The sequence below is a fragment of the bacterium genome (assembly GCA_016702305.1).
In the GTDB taxonomy this organism is placed as follows: Bacteria; Electryoneota; RPQS01; order RPQS01; family RPQS01; genus JABWCQ01.
Map to the genome: position 1 here is coordinate 425,411 of JADJEH010000017.1, position 17,187 is coordinate 442,597.

14 protein-coding genes are annotated in these 17,187 nt (G+C 59.4%); 11 read left to right on the plus strand and 3 right to left on the minus strand.

The features are described 5' to 3' along the window. Positions 1-111: 111 nt before the first annotated feature. The 8 genes from IPH10_13105 (at position 112) to IPH10_13140 (ending at position 7,649) form a co-directional block, all read left to right on the plus strand. Positions 112-396 (plus strand): DUF721 domain-containing protein, encoded by a 285-nt coding sequence (locus IPH10_13105; GenBank protein ID MBK6911844.1) that lies wholly within the window; start codon positions 112-114, stop codon positions 394-396. Positions 397-420: 24 nt separating this feature from the next. Further along, complete coding sequence (locus IPH10_13110) at positions 421-1,200, plus strand: M48 family metallopeptidase (GenBank protein ID MBK6911845.1); 780 nt, start codon at positions 421-423, stop codon at positions 1,198-1,200. A 36-nt stretch (positions 1,201-1,236) separates the two neighbouring features. After that, positions 1,237-1,620 carry a hypothetical protein gene (locus IPH10_13115; GenBank protein ID MBK6911846.1) on the plus strand — a complete coding sequence of 128 codons (384 nt, stop codon included), beginning with the start codon at positions 1,237-1,239 and terminating at the stop codon, positions 1,618-1,620. A 39-nt stretch (positions 1,621-1,659) separates the two neighbouring features. Further along, a complete protein-coding gene (locus IPH10_13120) occupies positions 1,660-3,717 on the plus strand; it encodes a T9SS type A sorting domain-containing protein (protein ID MBK6911847.1) in 2,058 nt (685 codons plus the stop codon). A 26-nt stretch (positions 3,718-3,743) separates the two neighbouring features. Further along, a complete protein-coding gene (locus tag IPH10_13125; GenBank protein MBK6911848.1) occupies positions 3,744-3,929 on the plus strand; it encodes a hypothetical protein in 186 nt (61 codons plus the stop codon). A 33-nt stretch (positions 3,930-3,962) separates the two neighbouring features. Beyond that, complete coding sequence (locus IPH10_13130) at positions 3,963-4,181, plus strand: hypothetical protein (protein MBK6911849.1); 219 nt, start codon at positions 3,963-3,965, stop codon at positions 4,179-4,181. Between the two features lie 19 nt (positions 4,182-4,200). Beyond that, the gene (locus IPH10_13135) at positions 4,201-4,404 is read left to right on the plus strand and encodes a hypothetical protein (protein MBK6911850.1); all 204 of its coding nucleotides are present in this window, start codon (positions 4,201-4,203) and stop codon (positions 4,402-4,404) included. Between the two features lie 173 nt (positions 4,405-4,577). Further along, positions 4,578-7,649, plus strand: a complete 3,072-nt coding sequence (locus IPH10_13140; GenBank protein MBK6911851.1) for a T9SS type A sorting domain-containing protein — start codon at positions 4,578-4,580, stop codon at positions 7,647-7,649. A 139-nt stretch (positions 7,650-7,788) separates the two neighbouring features. Here IPH10_13140 and IPH10_13145 read toward each other — a convergent pair whose 3' ends face one another. The 3 genes from IPH10_13145 to IPH10_13155 all read right to left on the minus strand — a co-directional run bounded on the left by IPH10_13145 (position 7,789) and on the right by IPH10_13155 (position 11,471). Continuing rightward, positions 7,789-8,733, minus strand: a complete 945-nt coding sequence (locus IPH10_13145; GenBank protein MBK6911852.1) for a hypothetical protein — start codon at positions 8,731-8,733, stop codon at positions 7,789-7,791. A 40-nt stretch (positions 8,734-8,773) separates the two neighbouring features. After that, positions 8,774-10,456 (minus strand): serine hydrolase, encoded by a 1,683-nt coding sequence (locus IPH10_13150; protein MBK6911853.1) that lies wholly within the window; start codon positions 10,454-10,456, stop codon positions 8,774-8,776. Between the two features lie 85 nt (positions 10,457-10,541). After that, on the minus strand, positions 10,542-11,471 hold the full coding sequence (locus tag IPH10_13155; protein ID MBK6911854.1) for a homocysteine S-methyltransferase family protein: 930 nt from the start codon (positions 11,469-11,471) through the stop codon (positions 10,542-10,544). A 983-nt stretch (positions 11,472-12,454) separates the two neighbouring features. Here IPH10_13155 and IPH10_13160 point away from each other — a divergent pair. The 3 genes from IPH10_13160 to nth are packed head-to-tail and all read left to right on the plus strand — an operon-like array spanning position 12,455 to position 17,116. Beyond that, positions 12,455-15,826, plus strand: a complete 3,372-nt coding sequence (locus IPH10_13160) for a T9SS type A sorting domain-containing protein (GenBank protein MBK6911855.1) — start codon at positions 12,455-12,457, stop codon at positions 15,824-15,826. A gap of 31 nt (positions 15,827-15,857) precedes the next feature. Then, on the plus strand, positions 15,858-16,475 hold the full coding sequence (locus IPH10_13165) for a T9SS type A sorting domain-containing protein (GenBank protein ID MBK6911856.1): 618 nt from the start codon (positions 15,858-15,860) through the stop codon (positions 16,473-16,475). Next, on the plus strand, positions 16,472-17,116 hold the full coding sequence (gene nth / locus IPH10_13170) for an endonuclease III (GenBank protein MBK6911857.1): 645 nt from the start codon (positions 16,472-16,474) through the stop codon (positions 17,114-17,116). Before IPH10_13165 ends, nth begins: the two co-directional genes overlap by 4 nt. Positions 17,117-17,187 lie beyond the last annotated feature (71 nt).

Consider the following 17,187-nt stretch of genomic DNA (forward strand, 5'->3'; position numbering starts at 1 on the left):
CCAGAGGCCTGACCCAGGTTGATCCCCGGGCGGCGGAAGGCCGCGGTGGCCTTCAGGATAACACGGTGAGGTCCGCTTGTCTTTCAGTAAGTACAAAATAAACAACATAGTATGATACGAGTTCGGCCGATTGATAAGGTCCTTGATGCGTTGCTGCGGGACAAGAGGTACCAGCGGGGGCTACGGCTGGCGCGGATTGAGGAGCATTGGGTGGAAATCGTGGGGGAGCAGATCGCCAAGTACGCGCACGTCCAGGGGTTTGAAAAGGGGCGGCTCATGGTGCAGTGCGACCACGACGTGTGGCGGGCAACGCTACATCATACCAAGCCCGAACTGCTGGCGCGGATTGAACAAGTTGTGGGCAAGGGCGTGGTGAGGGAGATTTTTCTTTCGTGACGGACAACGGAAAAGGGATATAGGATGAACAAGAGATTCGCGATTATCGGGACCATGCTGGCGTTGACAGTCATTGTGACGTGCTATACGAATCCCGAGACGGGACGGCGCGCGTTGATGCTGTTTAACTCGTCGCAAGAGGCGGAGCTGGGGTTCTCGGCCTTCGAAGATATTAAGAAGAACACGCCGCGCACGCGCAACAGCGACGAACAGGCGCTGGTGGAAAAGGTCGGACGCAAGATTTCGAGCGTGGTCAGTCTGCCGAGCGCGAAGTGGGAATACGTCTGCTTTGACTCCGACGAGCCGAATGCGTTCTGTTTGCCGGGCGGGAAGATCGGCGTGTATAACGCGATATTGCCGATTACGAAAAACGAAGCGGGGCTGGCGGCCGTGATGGGGCACGAGGTTGCGCACGCCACGGCGCGGCACGGCGGCGAACGGATGAGCGAGCAGATGGTGATCGGGCTGGGCGGCATCGCCCTGGATGTGGCATTGTCCACCAAGAAAAAAGAGACGCACGATCTGGCCATGACGGCGTATGGCGCGGGCACCACGCTGGCGCGCACGCTGCCGCATTCGCGCTCGCAGGAATTGGAGGCGGATAGGCTGGGCCTGATGTACATGGCGCGGGCGGGTTATGATCCGCGTGAAGCCGTGAAATTCTGGAAGCGCTTCAAGGACTATAAAGGCGGCGGCGCGCCGATCGCGTTTCTATCCACGCATCCGACGGATGACCGGCGCATTGCGCAGCTTGAAAAGCTGATGCCGGAGGCGGTCGCGGAATGGGAGAAGCGCGGGAAGTGATGGAATGATAAATGATGAGTGATGAACAGGAGGACCATGAAGATAGCTCTGTTGGCGATGTTAATGGCGACGACGCTTGCGGCACAGACTCCGGCAAGCCCGCCCGCTGACGCGAGTGGGGATCGGAGTGCGACGCATTTACGCGTCGAAGTGGAGACGAAGTATGCGTGGATCTATCAGAAATCGGTGGCGCGGGTGTGGGCGACTGTTTCTAAAGATGACACGACACGGGTGAACGTGGGCGAGCTGTGTTTGCAACTCGATTGCTATGGACAGCATAAGATCTGCGAAACCGACACGAGCTACCTTGAAGTCAGCGAAATCAAGCGGCGCATCGGCGTGTCGAAAAAAACCGCCTACGTGAAAGCGTGGACGAATGACGCGGCGCTGGATACAGTGCGGGTGGAGATGAAGCCTTGAGATAATCGTGCAAGGTCACATGAACGAAAGGAACACTTAATGAGCAACTCTGTAAAGTTCATGCTGGCGGCGCTGCTGGTCTGTGCCGCAAATGCGTTGGCGCAATGGAACATGACCAATCCGAATGAAACCGCGCCGGGACGACCGCGCGGAGGCAAAGGGTTGGCGGTGGATCCGCCGGGGAATGCGTATGTACTGCCGGTGGTGAGTGGCGATCTGTATATGCGCTGGCGCTCCGTAGGGTCGGGTCAATGGTCGGCGAATGAATGGGTCAGCGATTCCAATGCAACCGCGCCTGTCAACGACGCAGCGATTGCGTGGAATGTGCAGCTTGACCAGCCGGTTGTGGCGTACGAAGCGAACAACCGAATCTGGTTTGCAGCACGCAACGACTCGACGGGCTGGGTGCGCACGGCGCTGAGCGCGGCCGATGAAACGGCGTGGACGCCGGATATCGCGTGCAACGCTGATGGTATCCTGTACGTCGTGTGGGTGGACGAGGACGGCGACGAATATCAACTCAATTATGCCTACTTTGACGGCGGAAGTTGGGAGACCAATGATATCGCGGCAGAATTGGGAGCATTCGGCACGGGCGCCGCGCCGCGCGTGGCCGTAGGACCGGACGGCGAGGGGCATATCACCTTTCGCGGCGTGGTTGTCGGCGCCTATGCCGCGCAGCATGCGACAAATGAAGCGCTCGGCGAGGACAATTGGATTATCACGACGCTGCAGGTCCCGCACGCGGAGAGCTATCCGGGAGATGTTGCGGTGGACGCCAACGGCGGCGTGCATTGCGTGTCTCAGGGGAGCGAAGGATTCGGAATACCGCGACAGGTTTACTACCACACGCGTGATACCGCAGGGGAGTGGGCGTTTGGCACCAGCGTATCGGGGGAAACAAACGCAGGCGATGGACGCGTGGCTGTAAACAGTTTGTCCATGCCGCATTGTGTGTGGTTGGAGATTTCCGGAAACTTCTATACAGGGATGCTCGGCTATGCCACGGCAGAAACGGGCTGGACGGTCGGCACCGTGTATGGGAACTCGGACGGCGACGTCGCCTTGGCGATTGACGGCGGCAACTTCGGGCATCTGCTGATCAATGACATGTCGGGCAACGCGATTTATGAACGCTCGACGCTGCCGCTGGCGCCGCCGGAGCATTGGCCGGAGGTGACGCTCTCGCCGGACACGATTGATTTTGACACCGTCGTAGTTGGTGAAGGCGGCGAGATCATCGGCTGGGTACATAACTTCGGCGAGGTTGGTCTTGAGTTGGAGCGCGGGTTTGTTGCCGGAGACGGTTTCTCGGGCGGCGGAGTACTGCACGGCACGCTGTCTCCCAATGGCGGCGGGATGGGTACGAGTATCCACTTTGCGCCGGACGCGCCGGGCGAATACAGCGGTTGGTGGGTTGTTGAAACCAATGCGCCGACGTCGCCGGATTCGGTGGTCATGCGGGGCGTGGCGGTGCCGGATACGGTCTTTACGCCGGAGCTGCTGATTGATCCCACCGATATGCGATTTGATTCGGTGCGTGTCGGCGCGGACAGTGTGATGGCGGTGCGGTTGGAAAATGTCGGCGACAGCGTGCTGACGCTGTTTGACTTTGAGGTATTCGGCGAGGTCTTCAACGGGCCGCCGGGCTGGATCGTTGTCAATCTTGCCCCCGGCGCGTTCATGACAACCGGCGTGCGGTTCGCACCGACGGATGAGCGGATGTACGAGGGCTATGCCGTGGTGTTCAGCAACGCAGCGTCGAGCCCGGACACGATTTCGCTCGAAGGATTTGGAATTTGGCCTGACGCCGCCGGTGACGCACCGCTGCCGGACGAATTTTCGTTTGCGCCGCTCTATCCGAATCCGTTTAACGGCGCGGTGAATGTATCGTACACGTTGGCACGCGCGAGCTTGGTGTCGCTGCGGGTGTATGATGTGCTGGGTCGCGAGGTGAGCGTGTTGGTGGACGCGGCGCAGAGCGCGGGCGAACACACGCTGCAATGGAACTGCGACGAGTGCGCGGCGGGAATCTATCTGCTGCGGTTGGAAGCGGCGGGGAATGTGCTTGTGCAGAAAGCGGCGTTTGTGAAATGAGAGATTAGAGAGCTCGAGGCGGAGCGATGCCGGAAGGCTGGGTGATGTTCCTGAAGATCGCCGGGCTGTTGATCTTGTGGGTCGTGACGGACAAGATTGGCGATTTTCTGCTGGGGTTTTGGTCCACGGATAGCGGATCAATACCCGGGATGATCGTGCGGGTGTTTTTCTATCTCGGCATCGTGTCACTGATCTGGTGGCTGGTGCCGTAGGGGAAAAGAAGCAATTAGAAACGGGGTCGGCCGATGGATGATCCTGAACTTGGCACGTATTTAGTCTTTGGCGGCGCGTTCTTGTTGTGGGTCGTGTTCGAGCTGTGGTATTGGTTCGGGCGCCGCTGGTCGCCGGGCGAGGATTTCAAAGACGAAATCGTGCGGCAATATGGCGCGGCGAAGGCGTGGCGCTATTTGTTCATGTTCGTGATGATGCTGTTGGTGATCTGGGTGGTGATGACGAGCGGGTAATGAAGTCAGAAACATGGTCATGAGAACTATCGTAACGATTGCGCTGATCGGCGCGTGGGCGGCGTTAGAATATTGGTGGTGGCGCTGGGAAAAACGGCGCGCAACGCAGCCGGAGTTAGCGGCGAAATATGGCGCGGCGCGGCGGGTGTATTATCTCGCGCTGGTCGGGTTGGTGGCCGTGGGGGTATGGTGGGCCTCGACGTGCGGTTGGTCGCCGGCTTGACGTGTGCCACCCCCCTCGGGTAGGGGCGAAGTGACGCAGTGACGGAAGGCGGACCCCCATCCCATGACCACATTCCTCTTGAACAGAGGAAGGGGGAGCGGAACGGGATGTGGTGGATTGTTGTTTAATGTGGACTATTGCTCGCGCCGGGCCATCGAAATGAGGAATGTTGTATGCTGCGAAAACTGACTATCTCCAGTGGAATCCTGCTCTTACCTGTGTTGGTTTGGGCACAGTTCTATTGGCCCCAAGACGGGATGGCAATTCGTCAGGGGGCGCATCTCGGTTGGAGCGGCGCCGCAGTGGCGGCGGGTAACGACGTGGCGCTGTTCTACTATGATTGCTTGCGGGATGGTACGCGCGACGTGTGGGGGACGCGCATCGCTGCAAATGGCGAACACGTGTGGGGCCAGGACGGGACGCTCGTAGCGGGCAGCAGCAGCGAACAGCGCGCGCCCGTGGCAGCGGCCTACGCGGATGGGAGCGTGCTGGTGGTGTGGGAAGACTATTCAGTCGGGCGCTTCCGCGATCTGGTGGCGCAGCGCTATGATGCCAGCGGCAATGCGCTGTGGTCACCGCAGAGTGGCGTGGTTGTGGTGCAGCAGGAGCGCGATCAGTTTGACGCAAAGCTCGCCATAAATGCAAACGGCTTCGCATTTATCGCGTTCACAGACGACCGCTTGACCGTGGGCGCTGAGACGCGCCTGAATAGTTTTGCGCAGGTGCTCACACCGGATGGTCAGCGCGTCGGGCCACCCGACGGGATTCAACTGCTGGACCGATCGGTGGAGTACAATCAGGCGCTTGACGTATCGTGCGTGGGCGATGACGCGTACGTTCTGAACAGCATGAACAGCGTTACCAACGACTTGGTCATCCAGAAAATTTCCACCGACGGTGCGTTAGGTTTTCCAAACGAAGAAGCGGTGGCCGAGTATGCCGACTTCGGTACGCACCGGTTGATCGCCATTGAAAACGGACTGGCGCTGTCGTGGGCGGCGCGGGGCGGCGACAACTATGGCGATGCGCGCCTGACGCTGCTGGATACAAATCGGCAGCCGCTGCCGGGCTGGTCGGCGGCGGGTGTGCTTGTTGCGGAGGGACCGCAGGTGCAGGCGATTCGCGCAATGACCGAAGCGCCGGACGGCGGAGTCGTTGTGGCGTTGGCGGACTTTGAATTTGATCCCGATGAAGCGGGACTCGCACTCTATCGCTTCAGCCGCGACGGAGCGCTCCTGTGGGGGCCGATTGAATTCGGCACGGCGGCGCTGCGTACGACGCCGGTGGATTGGTATTGGGAGGGTGATGAGTTGGTGATCGTGTGGACGGAGATCGAGAATTTTACGCACTATGTGACACACACCCAGAAGCTGGCCAACAACGGTCAGAAGCTGTGGGGCGAAGCGGGCAATGTCGTGTGGGAACGCGAGGGTAAGAAGCTGCGCGCGGAGGTTGAGAAGCCTGCTAACGCGGCGGCGCGGCTGGTCGTTGTATCGGGGCGTTCGATCATGCAGCCGGAGAGTTTGTTCGTCGGCGAACTGAATAGCGCCGGACAATTGGCGCAGGCGGAATTTGTCAGCGGCGGTTTGACGTATGACACCTACGATCCGCGGTCGGCAGTGATGGGCGACGATCGGTTCGTGGTGATTTGGAGCGACAGCCGGTCGGACCTGAATCGCGACGTGTACTTTCAAATTCTGGATCGCAGCGGGAACGCGCTGTTGGAACCCAACGGACGGAAGCTGACTTCACACACTGAAGTTTCGATCTATGATCCACCGGCGGCGAGCGGTGACGGCGCCGGCGGCGCATTCATCTCGTGGATCGCGGATTCGGTCGGCGTGGCCAACATGCTGAACATCCAACATATTGATGCCAGCGGAGCCTTTCTGTGGGATGCTCCGGCGACGGTGTACACGCAGCACGGGTATCATGGACAGACGTACTTGATTCCCGACGGAGCGGGCGGCGTCTTTGTGGTGTTCGCGCGGTTCAACGAAGCCTTTGTGGCGCGGCCCTGCGTCGCGCACATCAACACGAACGGCGCGTTCACTTGGCAGCCCGAGTATCACGAGTTTCCCGGTGAAGCGGGCAACGACGTGATCTTGAGCGGCGCGGTGAGCGACGGAAATGACGGAGTGTTTCTGTCGGGAATTACGGGGCCGTGGACGGACACGCAGGCGGTGCTCTATCACATCGAGCGCGACGGTAGTTTCGGCGACGGATGGACGGATGCGGGGCGCACGTACGGCCCGGCGAACTCACGTGAACGGAACTCGCAGTTGCTACGGGTCGAAAATCACGCTTTGTTGACGTACGAGGTGCCGCACAGCGCAAACTCGGCGTTGTATCACGTACACGGTGTGCTGGTCACGGCGGAGGGCCAAGACGTGTGGGGCGCGGACGGCCGGCGGCTTTCACCGGATGGCGCGGCGGTGGTGCGGCACAAATTATCGGAGGATGGATTGGGCGGATTCCTGCTGGGCTATGAGGATTTCCGCACCGGTGATCACGCGCACGCCTATGTTGCGCGCTTTGATCAAAACGGCAATGCACTTTGGTCGAATGTCGAACGGCGCGCCGCTTCGCACAACGGTGATCAATCTGCGCTGGCGCTCACGCATGACGGACAGGGCGGCGCGTGGCTGGTGTGGGAAGACCTGCGAAACAGCGACCTCTATTCGGAGATAGACCTCTACGGCACGCATATCGCAGGCAACGGCGAGTATGCGACAATCGGCGGATTTACTTGGCCCGCGGAAGGCTACCCGATTTGCGATGTGCCGACCTACCAGCAGGAACCGGTGCTGATGCCGTGGGTAAGCGGCAGCGCGCTGGCGGTGTGGAAAGACCTGCGCTCGAGCAATCCGGGGCGCTGCTGCGGCGCAGGGGCGGTGGGAGATATTTTCAATAATGTTTACGGGCAGGTGCTGTCGGAAGTGTCCTTGGGGGTAGACGACGAACGTAGCGCGGTGCTGCCGGACGCAATAGAACTCGCGGCCTATCCCAATCCGTTTAATCCAAGTTCACAATTGGCGTTTACGCTGCCGCGCAACTCGCATGTGACGTTGACGATTTACAATCTGCTGGGTCAGGCGGTCGAGACACTGCTTGATCGGCCGATAAGTGCAGGCGCTCATGCGCTGATGTGGGACGCGAGCGCGCAAACCAGCGGGCTGTATTTTGCAAAACTCGAAACGGATGCGGGGTTGAGCGCCGTGACGAAGTTGGTGCTGGTAAAATAGCCAGCGCAGGCGCTGGACCCGTTGCCGCTGCCGCGAACATGGAAAAGCCGAGGTGATCAACCTCGGCTTTTTGTTGTGTGTCGCCGCGCCAGTGACGCGGCTTAGGTTTGTCGAAAGCAAGGCGAGGGGAAGCCGAGAACTACCGGATGTCCCACTCGCAATTGTTGGCCGAGAAGACGGTGAGGATGTTGGCTTCGTAGCGCAGGCCGGTGACATCGCCCGAGGAGCGGCAGGTTTCGCCGATCTGATTTCCCGTGATCACATCGTACGGTGTGAAGGATGAGCCGCTTTGCGCAATGGCGAGCGTGTTGTCGGGTGACAGCCAGACGCGCTCGGCGCCGCGAATCTGCATGAACATGTCGCCGCGCGGAATCGTGCCGTCAAAGAAGCCGGCGTTGACGAGCGTAAGTGTGCCGGTGTTCTCCCAGATGCCCGCGACGGTGCAGGATCGGCCAAATCCGTAACCTTTCGCGGAGAGCGAGTATTGCTTCAGGCCGATGCGCTGATTCTCGGGCAGATTGGAATTGTCGTCGCACTCTTGACCTTTTTCCTTCAGTAGATCGTAGAACGCGATGCGACCGTTGGCAACCTTCGCGCAGATGTTGCGGCACTCGACGGAGTTACCCAGCGTCTGCAGCACTTCGAACGATCCGGTTTGGCGCACGACTTCGACTTCGATTTGCAACTCGGCGGGAGTCTTCATTCCAAAGGCCGAAGCCAGCAGCGTGAAACTGTGTGTGCCGCGGCGAGCTTTGCCAAGATCAGGCGTGATTGAGACCACGACTCTGCCCGGCGGGTCCACGATGGCAGGTTTGATGGCGACATTGAGCCACTCAGGAGTGTCGGCTGCGGGTGCGAGCTGTATGGCGTACTCTTGTCCATTCTTCCACGAGACGTTGATGGGCACTTCGGCGGTCGTGCCCCACTCAACTTGCAGCGAAGATTGCTGCGCTTCGATAACAAGATCGCTTTTCTGCGCGGTGCCAAAACCTTCGGGCGCACTCTTGGAGCCGCCGCTTTCGGGGCCCTGGCAGGCACGCGTGAAGACAGAGGCCGCAATAACAAACAGGGCAATGGTTTTCATGGGTGGGACACTTTCTATTTAATGAGCAGAATCACGTTACTTAATGTCGAACGACCGCGGGAAGAATGTATTGCTCGATGATGGCTTCGGGCTGCCAGAAGCGGCCATTGCGGAAGTTGCCCGAGGTGACGACGATGACCAAATCAAGTTCCGGGATCACGGAGATATATTGTCCACCTGCGCCGCGCGCTTCATGCGCAATGAACGACTTGCCGCTCCAGTCATATTGGCGCTCCCACCAGAAGTAACCATAGCCGTTGTGCTGCTCGGTATTGGCGAGGGTGGTGTGGCGGCGCCAGGAATCCGCGACCCACGCGGACGGGAGCACGCGCCGACCTTGCCACTCGCCGCCATTCAAATAGAGTTGACCGATCTTGAGCATGTCGCGGGGGCGCATGAACATGCCGCCTGCGCCGTAGGTCTGTCCGGAGAAGTCGGTTTGCAAAATGTAATCGGTGATGCCGAGCGGCAGAAAGAGCGTTTCGTCCAAGAAGAGCTGCGGTGGCAGCGGCGATACGCTTGCGAGTATCGCACCGGCCAGACAGGCGTTGGCGGATCCGTAATTGGCAACAGCGCCGGGTTCGTTGATCAGCGGGGCGCTAAGAATCGTGCGTGGCCAGTCGGGTGTTTGCTGATAGGCATCTTCCGAGGCCGCGGATTCGTGGTCGGCGCCGAAATCCACAGCATCGAGTCCGGAGCTCATGGTCAGCAGATGGCCCACGGTGATGCGCGCTTTGCGCTCGTCGGTTGCGCGCGTGTCGAGCAACGCGGCGGGCAGATAGTCGTAGATGGGCGTGTCAAGACTCTTGAGCAGTCCGCGCTCGATCGCGCTGCCGATGGCCGCGCCGGTGAAGGTCTTTTGCGCCGAGCGCAGGTCGTGCGGTGTGACCGCGTCGTAACCCGCAAAGTACTGCTCGTAGGCTAATTTGCCGTGACGCGCAATCAGCACGCTGTGCGTGGCCGTTACAATTCCGGCGGCAACGCTGTCGGCAAGCCGGGATAGCGCACGCTCATCAAATCCGGCCGAGCTTGCTGAAATCTGTGTCCACTCGTCGGCATCGGACGATTTGCTTGGTTCAGCGCGCGGGGCCCAGGATTCAGTTGCACGCCGCAGCGGAATTTGTGCAACCAGTCTTCCTGCCAGTTGCGGCATGAGCACGATCTCGTCGGCGCGCAGAAGTGCAGCAAACTGTAATCCGGTGCGAAAGTCGCCAAAGAGCAGCGTGTCACCGTTCGCGGAAAAATTTCCGCACATGAGGCGCGGTGCGCGGCTGTCGCCGAGGATCAGGTAGGCTTCGTAGCTGTCGGCGGTGCAATTCTCTATACTGAGCAGGACGCGGTTGTCCATCTCGGGGAGCATGAACGGAGACCAGTAGCCTGTGAAGGCCGACGCGTCGCTGCGTGTGAACGCGATGTGGTATTGGTGCACACCGGACTGGATAAAGCCGCGCATACCGAGCGAGTCCCGCAGCCCGTCAAACGTGACGCCGCCAAAGTCGGCGTGATCACATCCGTTCTGAGGTTTTAGCTCGGCAAGCCACTGCGTTGTGCCATTCGAGAGCGAGAGCAGCGTGGCCGTGTCGTTCGACAGAGACAGCGACACATTGAATCGGAATGGCGTGGGTGAAGCGATGGTGCCGCTCCAGCCACCTTCGTAGGTGCGAAGGTCGGCCGAGAAAGCTGCGGCAGTCAGCATGAGACAGAGCAGGCAGGGGCGAAGCATGGGTGGTCCTACATGGTTGGGTCTGCGGGACCTCAACATGTTGCGGCGAAGAGCGTCACGCCAGAGGCGTGACCCAAGGCTGTGATCAAGATAGGAGGCGGGATTTCAGCGCGGCGAGGTGTTCGGGACCGATGCCGCAACAGCCGCCGAGAATATCAGCGATGGCGGAGACTTTAATGGCCCATTCGGCGAATTCGGCGGGTGACAACGTCTCGTCATGTGCGTTCGGATAGACGCCAAGCAATATGCCTTGCGGCACGTGCATACTCATGTTCATCACGGCTTGCGCGGCGATGTGCAGCGGCGTGCAATTGATCAGCACGGCGCCCGCGCCGAACTTGACCACCGTGCGCGCGGCTTCTTCGAGTGAATCGCCATTCAACAGCTCGGTCGGTGACTTCAAAATGAACGATGTCCAAACCGGAATTCCTGTAGCGCGCGCGAAGTGCGTGGCGATGCGGGCTTCGCGCAGGGAATTGTGCGTCTCGACCAAGATAATATCCACGCCCGCGTTGGCCAGCGACTGTGCGTTGTGACGGTGCTCGGCTTGCAGGACTAAGTCACCGGGCGCAAGTTCAGGGTGGAAGCAGTCTTCGAGCGGGGCGAGCGATCCTGCCACCAGCGCAGGCGCTGGACCCATTGCCGCTGGCGCGTCTTCGCTAAGTTGAGTTGACCGCGCTTGGGAGTTTACCCCCCCTGGCCCCGCCGCGCCAGAGGCACGGCCTAGGTTGGGGACGGCGGAGCGGGCGAGTTCGACGGCTTGCTTTGTTAGGTGTTCGGCTTCATCGGCGCGATTGACCTTGGAGAGGGTCCAGCGTGTGGTGCGGAAGGTCGCGGCGGTGATGACGTGAGCGCCAGCTCTAATGTAGCTCTGGTGGATGGCGCGGACGAGATCGGGGTGCTCTTCGACCGCTTGCGCGGTCCAAAGTGGGAGCGGCAGATCGAGGCCACGGCACTCGAGCTCCGTGCCGAGCGCGCCATCTAATAGGATAGGCCGCGTGGTCAGGCTCTGCATGCTATGCGGCCCGGCGCAGGGTTTGCGCGGATTTTCTCCTGCAAACCATTGTTTTTATTGGTAGGTACATGGTTTGCAATCGAAGCAGGGGGGAGTTTGAGCCTTTGTGAGCAAGACACACAAGGTGGTCGGCGCGTTGCTCACGGTGTGTGAAATCCGTATCTTAAGTTGTTGCAACTGCTCGAATTTGCCGAAATCTGTGGAGAAAGGCAAGGTGGGCGATGGGACGGAAATATCTAATCCTATTCTGGTGTTATGTGGTGCGGTGGATGCGCTGGGGCAGGAGAACCTTGACACGCTGTGGACACAGACGATTACATCGCCAGGCATCGAGAAGTATTGCCCGGGCTTGTTCAGGTGTACGCCCGCAACTTTAGCCATGGGGCCTACGAAGTACCCGCATTGCAGACAAGAAGTCTTAGCCAGCGTCACAGCATGTCCGTACTGCCCTCGGGACATATTACGCAACGAGCAGGCCGACGCTCAACGGAAGAATAAACGCCTGCAAGGCCGGCGCGGTACTGGTATGCGGAATTATCTTTGCTGGCTGTGTTGCGACAGGCCACAAGGACGCGACCCCAAAGGCGAAAGTTCAAACCAACCCTGCTTCCCAAAGACGCAAAGACCGACGGCAAATTGTCAACACCGTCATTTGAAGAAATTGGGAAGTCCATAGAAGAGCTATCAAATTCGGGGCTTGTGAAGAGGATAGATAGTCAGACCAGAGAAGCGTTCGTTGACACCAATATCTGGAGCATGTTGGCATACGACTAAAAGCAAATGGCGGCAGTCCTCTTCGCCGAGTACATGGCCCGGCTCCATAATGACAAGCACCCCGATGTGGCAATTCGTGACAACATGTCTGGACAACGTTTGATGAAATACTCGTCTGTTTTTGGATTTTCAGACAATTGACCTGGAACTACACAGCGCACGGCAAAGTGCTGCTGCTGAAATAGATCACAATCAATAGCCATAGACCCATGTACGCATTCCTCGCACTGCTTCTGCTTGCCTCGTCGCTGTTCGCGCAACAGCGGCCGCCAATCAATGTGTTCGACCAGCTTGAGCCGTTCCGGCAATATTACAGTTCGCGGGACGAGTGGCCGCGCGCGCATGGCTATAAGCCGTACATGCGCTACTTGTATGATGTGGAACAGCGCGCCTATCCCGATTCGACGATTCCCGCCGGTGCGCGCTGGGAAGCATTTCAACAGATGGGGCGCATGCCGCGCGTGACACTCGACGAGCCGTGGGCCGCGCTCGGGCCGTTTAATCACGGCGGCCGCACACGTGTGCTGAGATTTCATCCCAACAATCCCGAGATCATGTTCGCCGGGTCGGTCGGCGGCGGCCTGTTTCGCAGCGACGACGGCGGCGATTACTGGTATCCGATTACGGACATGCTGCCGAACCTGGCGGTCGGCTGCCTGGATATTGCGGCGTCCAATCCCAACATCATGTACATGGGCACGGGCGAAGGCTACTTCAACGGCGACGCTATCGGCGGAGTCGGTCTGTTCAAGTCCATTGACGGCGGCGTGACGTGGGCGCTGACCTCCATGAACTACAACTACAGCAGCGGCACGTGCATTTTGCGCGTCAACGTTGACCCGCGCGACGCGAATATCGTGCTGGCCTCGACGGGCGAAGGCCTGTATCGCTCGACGAACGGCGGGGACAGTTTTACGCTGGTGCGTGCAGGCAACATCAACGAAGTTAAACGCGATCCGCAAGACCCGGATGTGCTTTTGTGCGCAGCGGGTTACCCGTACGGGTCGGGAGTGAACGGCGTCTACCGCTCGACGGATAACGGTGCGACGTGGGTGAATGCAAATACCGGTCTGCCCAATCCGACGATTATTGGCCGCATCGTGCTTAGTTTTGCGCCGTCGAATTCGCTGGTCGTGTACGCGGGTATATCGGGCGACTTCGATTTTAACGGCTCGGAAATGATCGGCGTTTATCGCTCGGCGGACAACGGACAGACGTGGGAGCGCATGTCGCAGGACGGCGAGACGAGTCACTACGCCTCGCAAGGCTGGTACGACATGGCGCTGGCCGTGGATCCCGATGACCCGCTGACGGTGTTCAACGCGGGTCTGGATATCTATCGCACGGTGAACGGCGGCGAGTCGTGGTCACAGCGCTCGTGGTGGTGGCACGCTTACGGCGAACCGTCGTTTGCACACGCGGACCATCACGAATTGATCTTTCACCCGGAGAATTCGGACGAGCTGTGGGATGTCAGCGACGGCGGCATCTTCGTATCGTATGACAACGGTCAGACTTGGAACGAGAAAAACCTCGGTTACAACACGTTCCAGTTCTACGCCATGGGGAATGCGACGCTCGACACGGTGTTCGCGCTGGGCGGCACGCAGGATAACGGCACGACGCGCTACAGCGGATCGGGCGACTGGGAATCCGAGTTTGGCGGCGACGGCGGCTATTGCGTGATTGACTACACGAATAACAACACGTTCTACGTGGAGTATCAAAACGGCAATCGCTATCGCACGGACGACGGCGGCAGCAATTTTGCGGAAATCAATCCGGGCATCATCGGCGGCGGACCGTGGGTGACGCCGATCGTACAGGATCCGTTCGCGCCGAACACGATTTACACCACAACCAACAGCTCGGGCGCGAGCGTGTGGATGTCCACGAATCAAGGCCGCAACAGCAGTTGGGTGAATATCGGACCGGTGGGCAACTCCAACCAGGTGCTGGCGGCATCACCGGCTGTGCCGGGACGGTTGTACCTGGGGAGCGGCAGCAGCGTCTATCGCTACGATGCGGCGGACGGCAATTGGGTAAACGTCTCGGGGAATATGAACGGCAGCTATATCACGCACGTTATTCCCGATCCGTTCGATCCGAATACGGTTTATGTCACGAAGTCGGGATTTAACGGCGGGCAGGTGTGGCGATCCACGACGGCCGGGGGGCAATGGACGAACATCACGGGCAATTTGCCCAACGCTCCGGTCCAGGATCTGGCTGTGGACTTGAACAATCCGACGACGCTTTATGTCGGCGGCGATTTGGGCGTGTACTACACGACTGACGCGGGCCAGACGTGGGCGATCCTGGGCGAAGGGTTGCCGGTTGTGCGTGTGGATGATATGGACATTCAGCCGCAAACCGGTGCGCTGCGTGTGGCCACGCACGGGCGCGGGATGTGGGAGATTCCGACGAGCGCGGCGACGCTGGCGATGCTCTACCCCAATGGAACGGAAACATTGGCGACGGGCGGCAGTGTTACGATTCGCTGGTCGGGGATCGCCGTGGGCGGAGATGTTACGCTGGCGGTGAATCGCGGCTATCCGGGCGGTAACTGGGAGACGATAGCGGCGAATATTGACAATGACGGGGCGCATCCGTGGATCGTCACGGGGCCGGTAACGGACCACGCGCGGTTCAGAATTGTGCATACAACCGACGGCAGTCTATCCGATACTTCGAACGCGGATTCGCGCATTGCCAACCCCGGCGTAGTGGTGCTGTCGCCGAACGGCGGCGAGACGGTATTCACCGGTACGAATGACATGATTTGGTTCGAGCGCACGTTGACGGACGGATTTTTGACGATTGAGATCAACCGCAACTTCCCGAACGGACAGTGGGAGATGCTGGCGGACAATGTGACGCATCCGCAATACTACGTTTGGCGCGTGATGCAGCCGGGTGGGGAAAACTGCCGCATTAAGATCACCAGCATCGAGCAGGAGTGGCTGAGCGATGAAAGCGACGGTGACTTTGTGATGCGGGCGCCGATGATGACGATTCAGGCGCCGAACGGCGGGGAGACGGTGCAGCTGGAGCAGCCTTATGACATCATGTGGTCGGCGGCAGAATTTGTCGGAACGTTCCGTATCCTGCTAAACCGCAGCTACCCCAATGGGAATTGGGAGCTGCTGGCGCCGACGACAGAGAATGACGGCAGTTTTGTGTGGACGCCGCGCGGAGCGGCGACAACAACGGCGCGCATTCGTTTGGCGACGGCGCTCGATCCGCTGGGTACGTTTGTTGAAAGCGCGCAGGATTTCACAATTGACGACGGTACCCCGGCGACCGAGGAAATACCCCGGGCCTTTGCGGTGAGTGAAGCCTATCCCAATCCGTTTAATCCACAGACGCAGATTTCCATTGCGGTGCCGGTGCGCACGCAGGTTACGGCGCGAGTGACAAACGAACTGGGACAGACGGTTGCGACGCTGTTCGACGGAACGCGCGAGGCTGGTCAATACACGCTGACGTTTGACGGCGCAGCCTTCGCGTCGGGAATCTACTATTTGCGCGTGGACGGCGCGGGCACCACGATATCGCGCAAGTTAGTGCTGCTAAAATGACATTTGAATTAGATCATCATAAGGAGATGCGATGCGACTCTTAGGTAACTTGTTTACGCTGTTGCTGATGGCAACGGCGGCCGGGGCGACGACGCACAACGTGAGTTTGAGCGGCACGACGTTTACACCGTCCCTGCTGACCATCAACAGCGGCGACTCGGTGCGCTGGACGAACAACGGCGGATTTCATAATGTCGTCCACGTGGGGCAGCCGCCCGCGTTTGACAGCGGCGATCCGTCGAACGCCAATTGGGTGTTCATCCATCACTTTACCGACCAGACGGCGGCAGTCTATCCGTATGTTTGCGAAGTTCACGCGGACATGGGAATGGTCGGAGCGATCACGGTCCTGCCGCCGAGCGCGGTGGGAGATGCGCCGCTGCCGACCGAGTTTGCGGTAAGCGAAGTCTATCCCAATCCGTTCAATGCGCTGGCGCATCTGGAGTTGCATTTGCCCGCCGCGGCGAATGTGCGCGCGGAAGTGTTCAACAGTTTAGGGCAGAGCGTCGCGGTGCCGCTCGACGGATTCTCGGCCGCGGGAACGCACAGCATCGCCGTGGATGGGTCGCAGTGGACGAGCGGATTGTATTTTGTGAAGGTGAGCGCACTGGGTCGCGACGTGTTCAAAAAGATGGCGCTGCTGAAATAGTGACGCCGCTTACCACGCGCGCGAAGAAGATCGCGGCGGAACTCCTGCGACTCTATCCGCAGCCCGAGTGCGCGCTCACGCACGAGAATGCGTTTCAACTGGCCGTGGCGACGATTTTATCGGCGCAGTGCACCGATCTGCGCGTGAACATGGTGACGCCGGTGCTGTTCAGAAAGTTTCCGACGCCCGAGACGCTCGCGCGCGCGACACAGAAAGAAGTCGAAACAATTATCCAGAGCACGGGATTTTTTCGCAACAAGGCGAAGAATATTTTAGGGTTTGCCAACGCCATCGTACATGAGTACGGTGGCGTTGTGCCTCAAGAGCTTGACGCACTTGTGACCTTGCCGGGCGTCGGGCGCAAGACGGCGAACGTGGTGCTGGGTACCGCGTTCGGAATAGCGTCGGGAGTGGTGGTGGATACGCACGTGATGCGATTGTCGCAGCGCATGGGTATGACGAAAGAAGATGACGCGGTGAAAATCGAGCGCGACTTAATGAAGCTATTGCCGCAAGAGTCGTGGATCGTCTTTTCGCACGCGATGATCTGGCACGGCCGAAGAGTATGCAACGCGCGCAATCCGAATTGCGCGGACTGCACGCTGGTGAAGCTGTGCGATCGAGTGGGGGTGGAGCGATGAGGCATCGAAGGAGGTTGATGTGTTGAAACATGGACGCGTATGTATATATGAAATAGAAAAGAGAGAGTTTG

What these genes read in the sequence shown, in the direction of transcription:
- IPH10_13120 (MBK6911847.1), top strand. Translation starts at nt 1,660, where the DNA reads ATGAGCAACTCTGTAAAGTTCATGCTGGCGGCGCTGCTGGTCTGTGCC.
- IPH10_13125 (MBK6911848.1), top strand. Translation starts at nt 3,744, where the DNA reads ATGCCGGAAGGCTGGGTGATGTTCCTGAAGATCGCCGGGCTGTTGATC.
- IPH10_13155 (MBK6911854.1), bottom strand. Translation starts at nt 11,471, where the DNA reads ATGCAGAGCCTGACCACGCGGCCTATCCTATTAGATGGCGCGCTCGGC.
- IPH10_13130 (MBK6911849.1), top strand. Translation starts at nt 3,963, where the DNA reads ATGGATGATCCTGAACTTGGCACGTATTTAGTCTTTGGCGGCGCGTTC.
- IPH10_13115 (MBK6911846.1), top strand. Translation starts at nt 1,237, where the DNA reads ATGAAGATAGCTCTGTTGGCGATGTTAATGGCGACGACGCTTGCGGCA.
- IPH10_13165 (MBK6911856.1), top strand. Translation starts at nt 15,858, where the DNA reads ATGCGACTCTTAGGTAACTTGTTTACGCTGTTGCTGATGGCAACGGCG.
- IPH10_13140 (MBK6911851.1), top strand. Translation starts at nt 4,578, where the DNA reads ATGCTGCGAAAACTGACTATCTCCAGTGGAATCCTGCTCTTACCTGTG.
- IPH10_13135 (MBK6911850.1), top strand. Translation starts at nt 4,201, where the DNA reads ATGAGAACTATCGTAACGATTGCGCTGATCGGCGCGTGGGCGGCGTTA.
- IPH10_13150 (MBK6911853.1), bottom strand. Translation starts at nt 10,456, where the DNA reads ATGCTTCGCCCCTGCCTGCTCTGTCTCATGCTGACTGCCGCAGCTTTC.
- IPH10_13145 (MBK6911852.1), bottom strand. Translation starts at nt 8,733, where the DNA reads ATGAAAACCATTGCCCTGTTTGTTATTGCGGCCTCTGTCTTCACGCGT.
- IPH10_13160 (MBK6911855.1), top strand. Translation starts at nt 12,455, where the DNA reads ATGTACGCATTCCTCGCACTGCTTCTGCTTGCCTCGTCGCTGTTCGCG.
- IPH10_13105 (MBK6911844.1), top strand. Translation starts at nt 112, where the DNA reads ATGATACGAGTTCGGCCGATTGATAAGGTCCTTGATGCGTTGCTGCGG.
- IPH10_13110 (MBK6911845.1), top strand. Translation starts at nt 421, where the DNA reads ATGAACAAGAGATTCGCGATTATCGGGACCATGCTGGCGTTGACAGTC.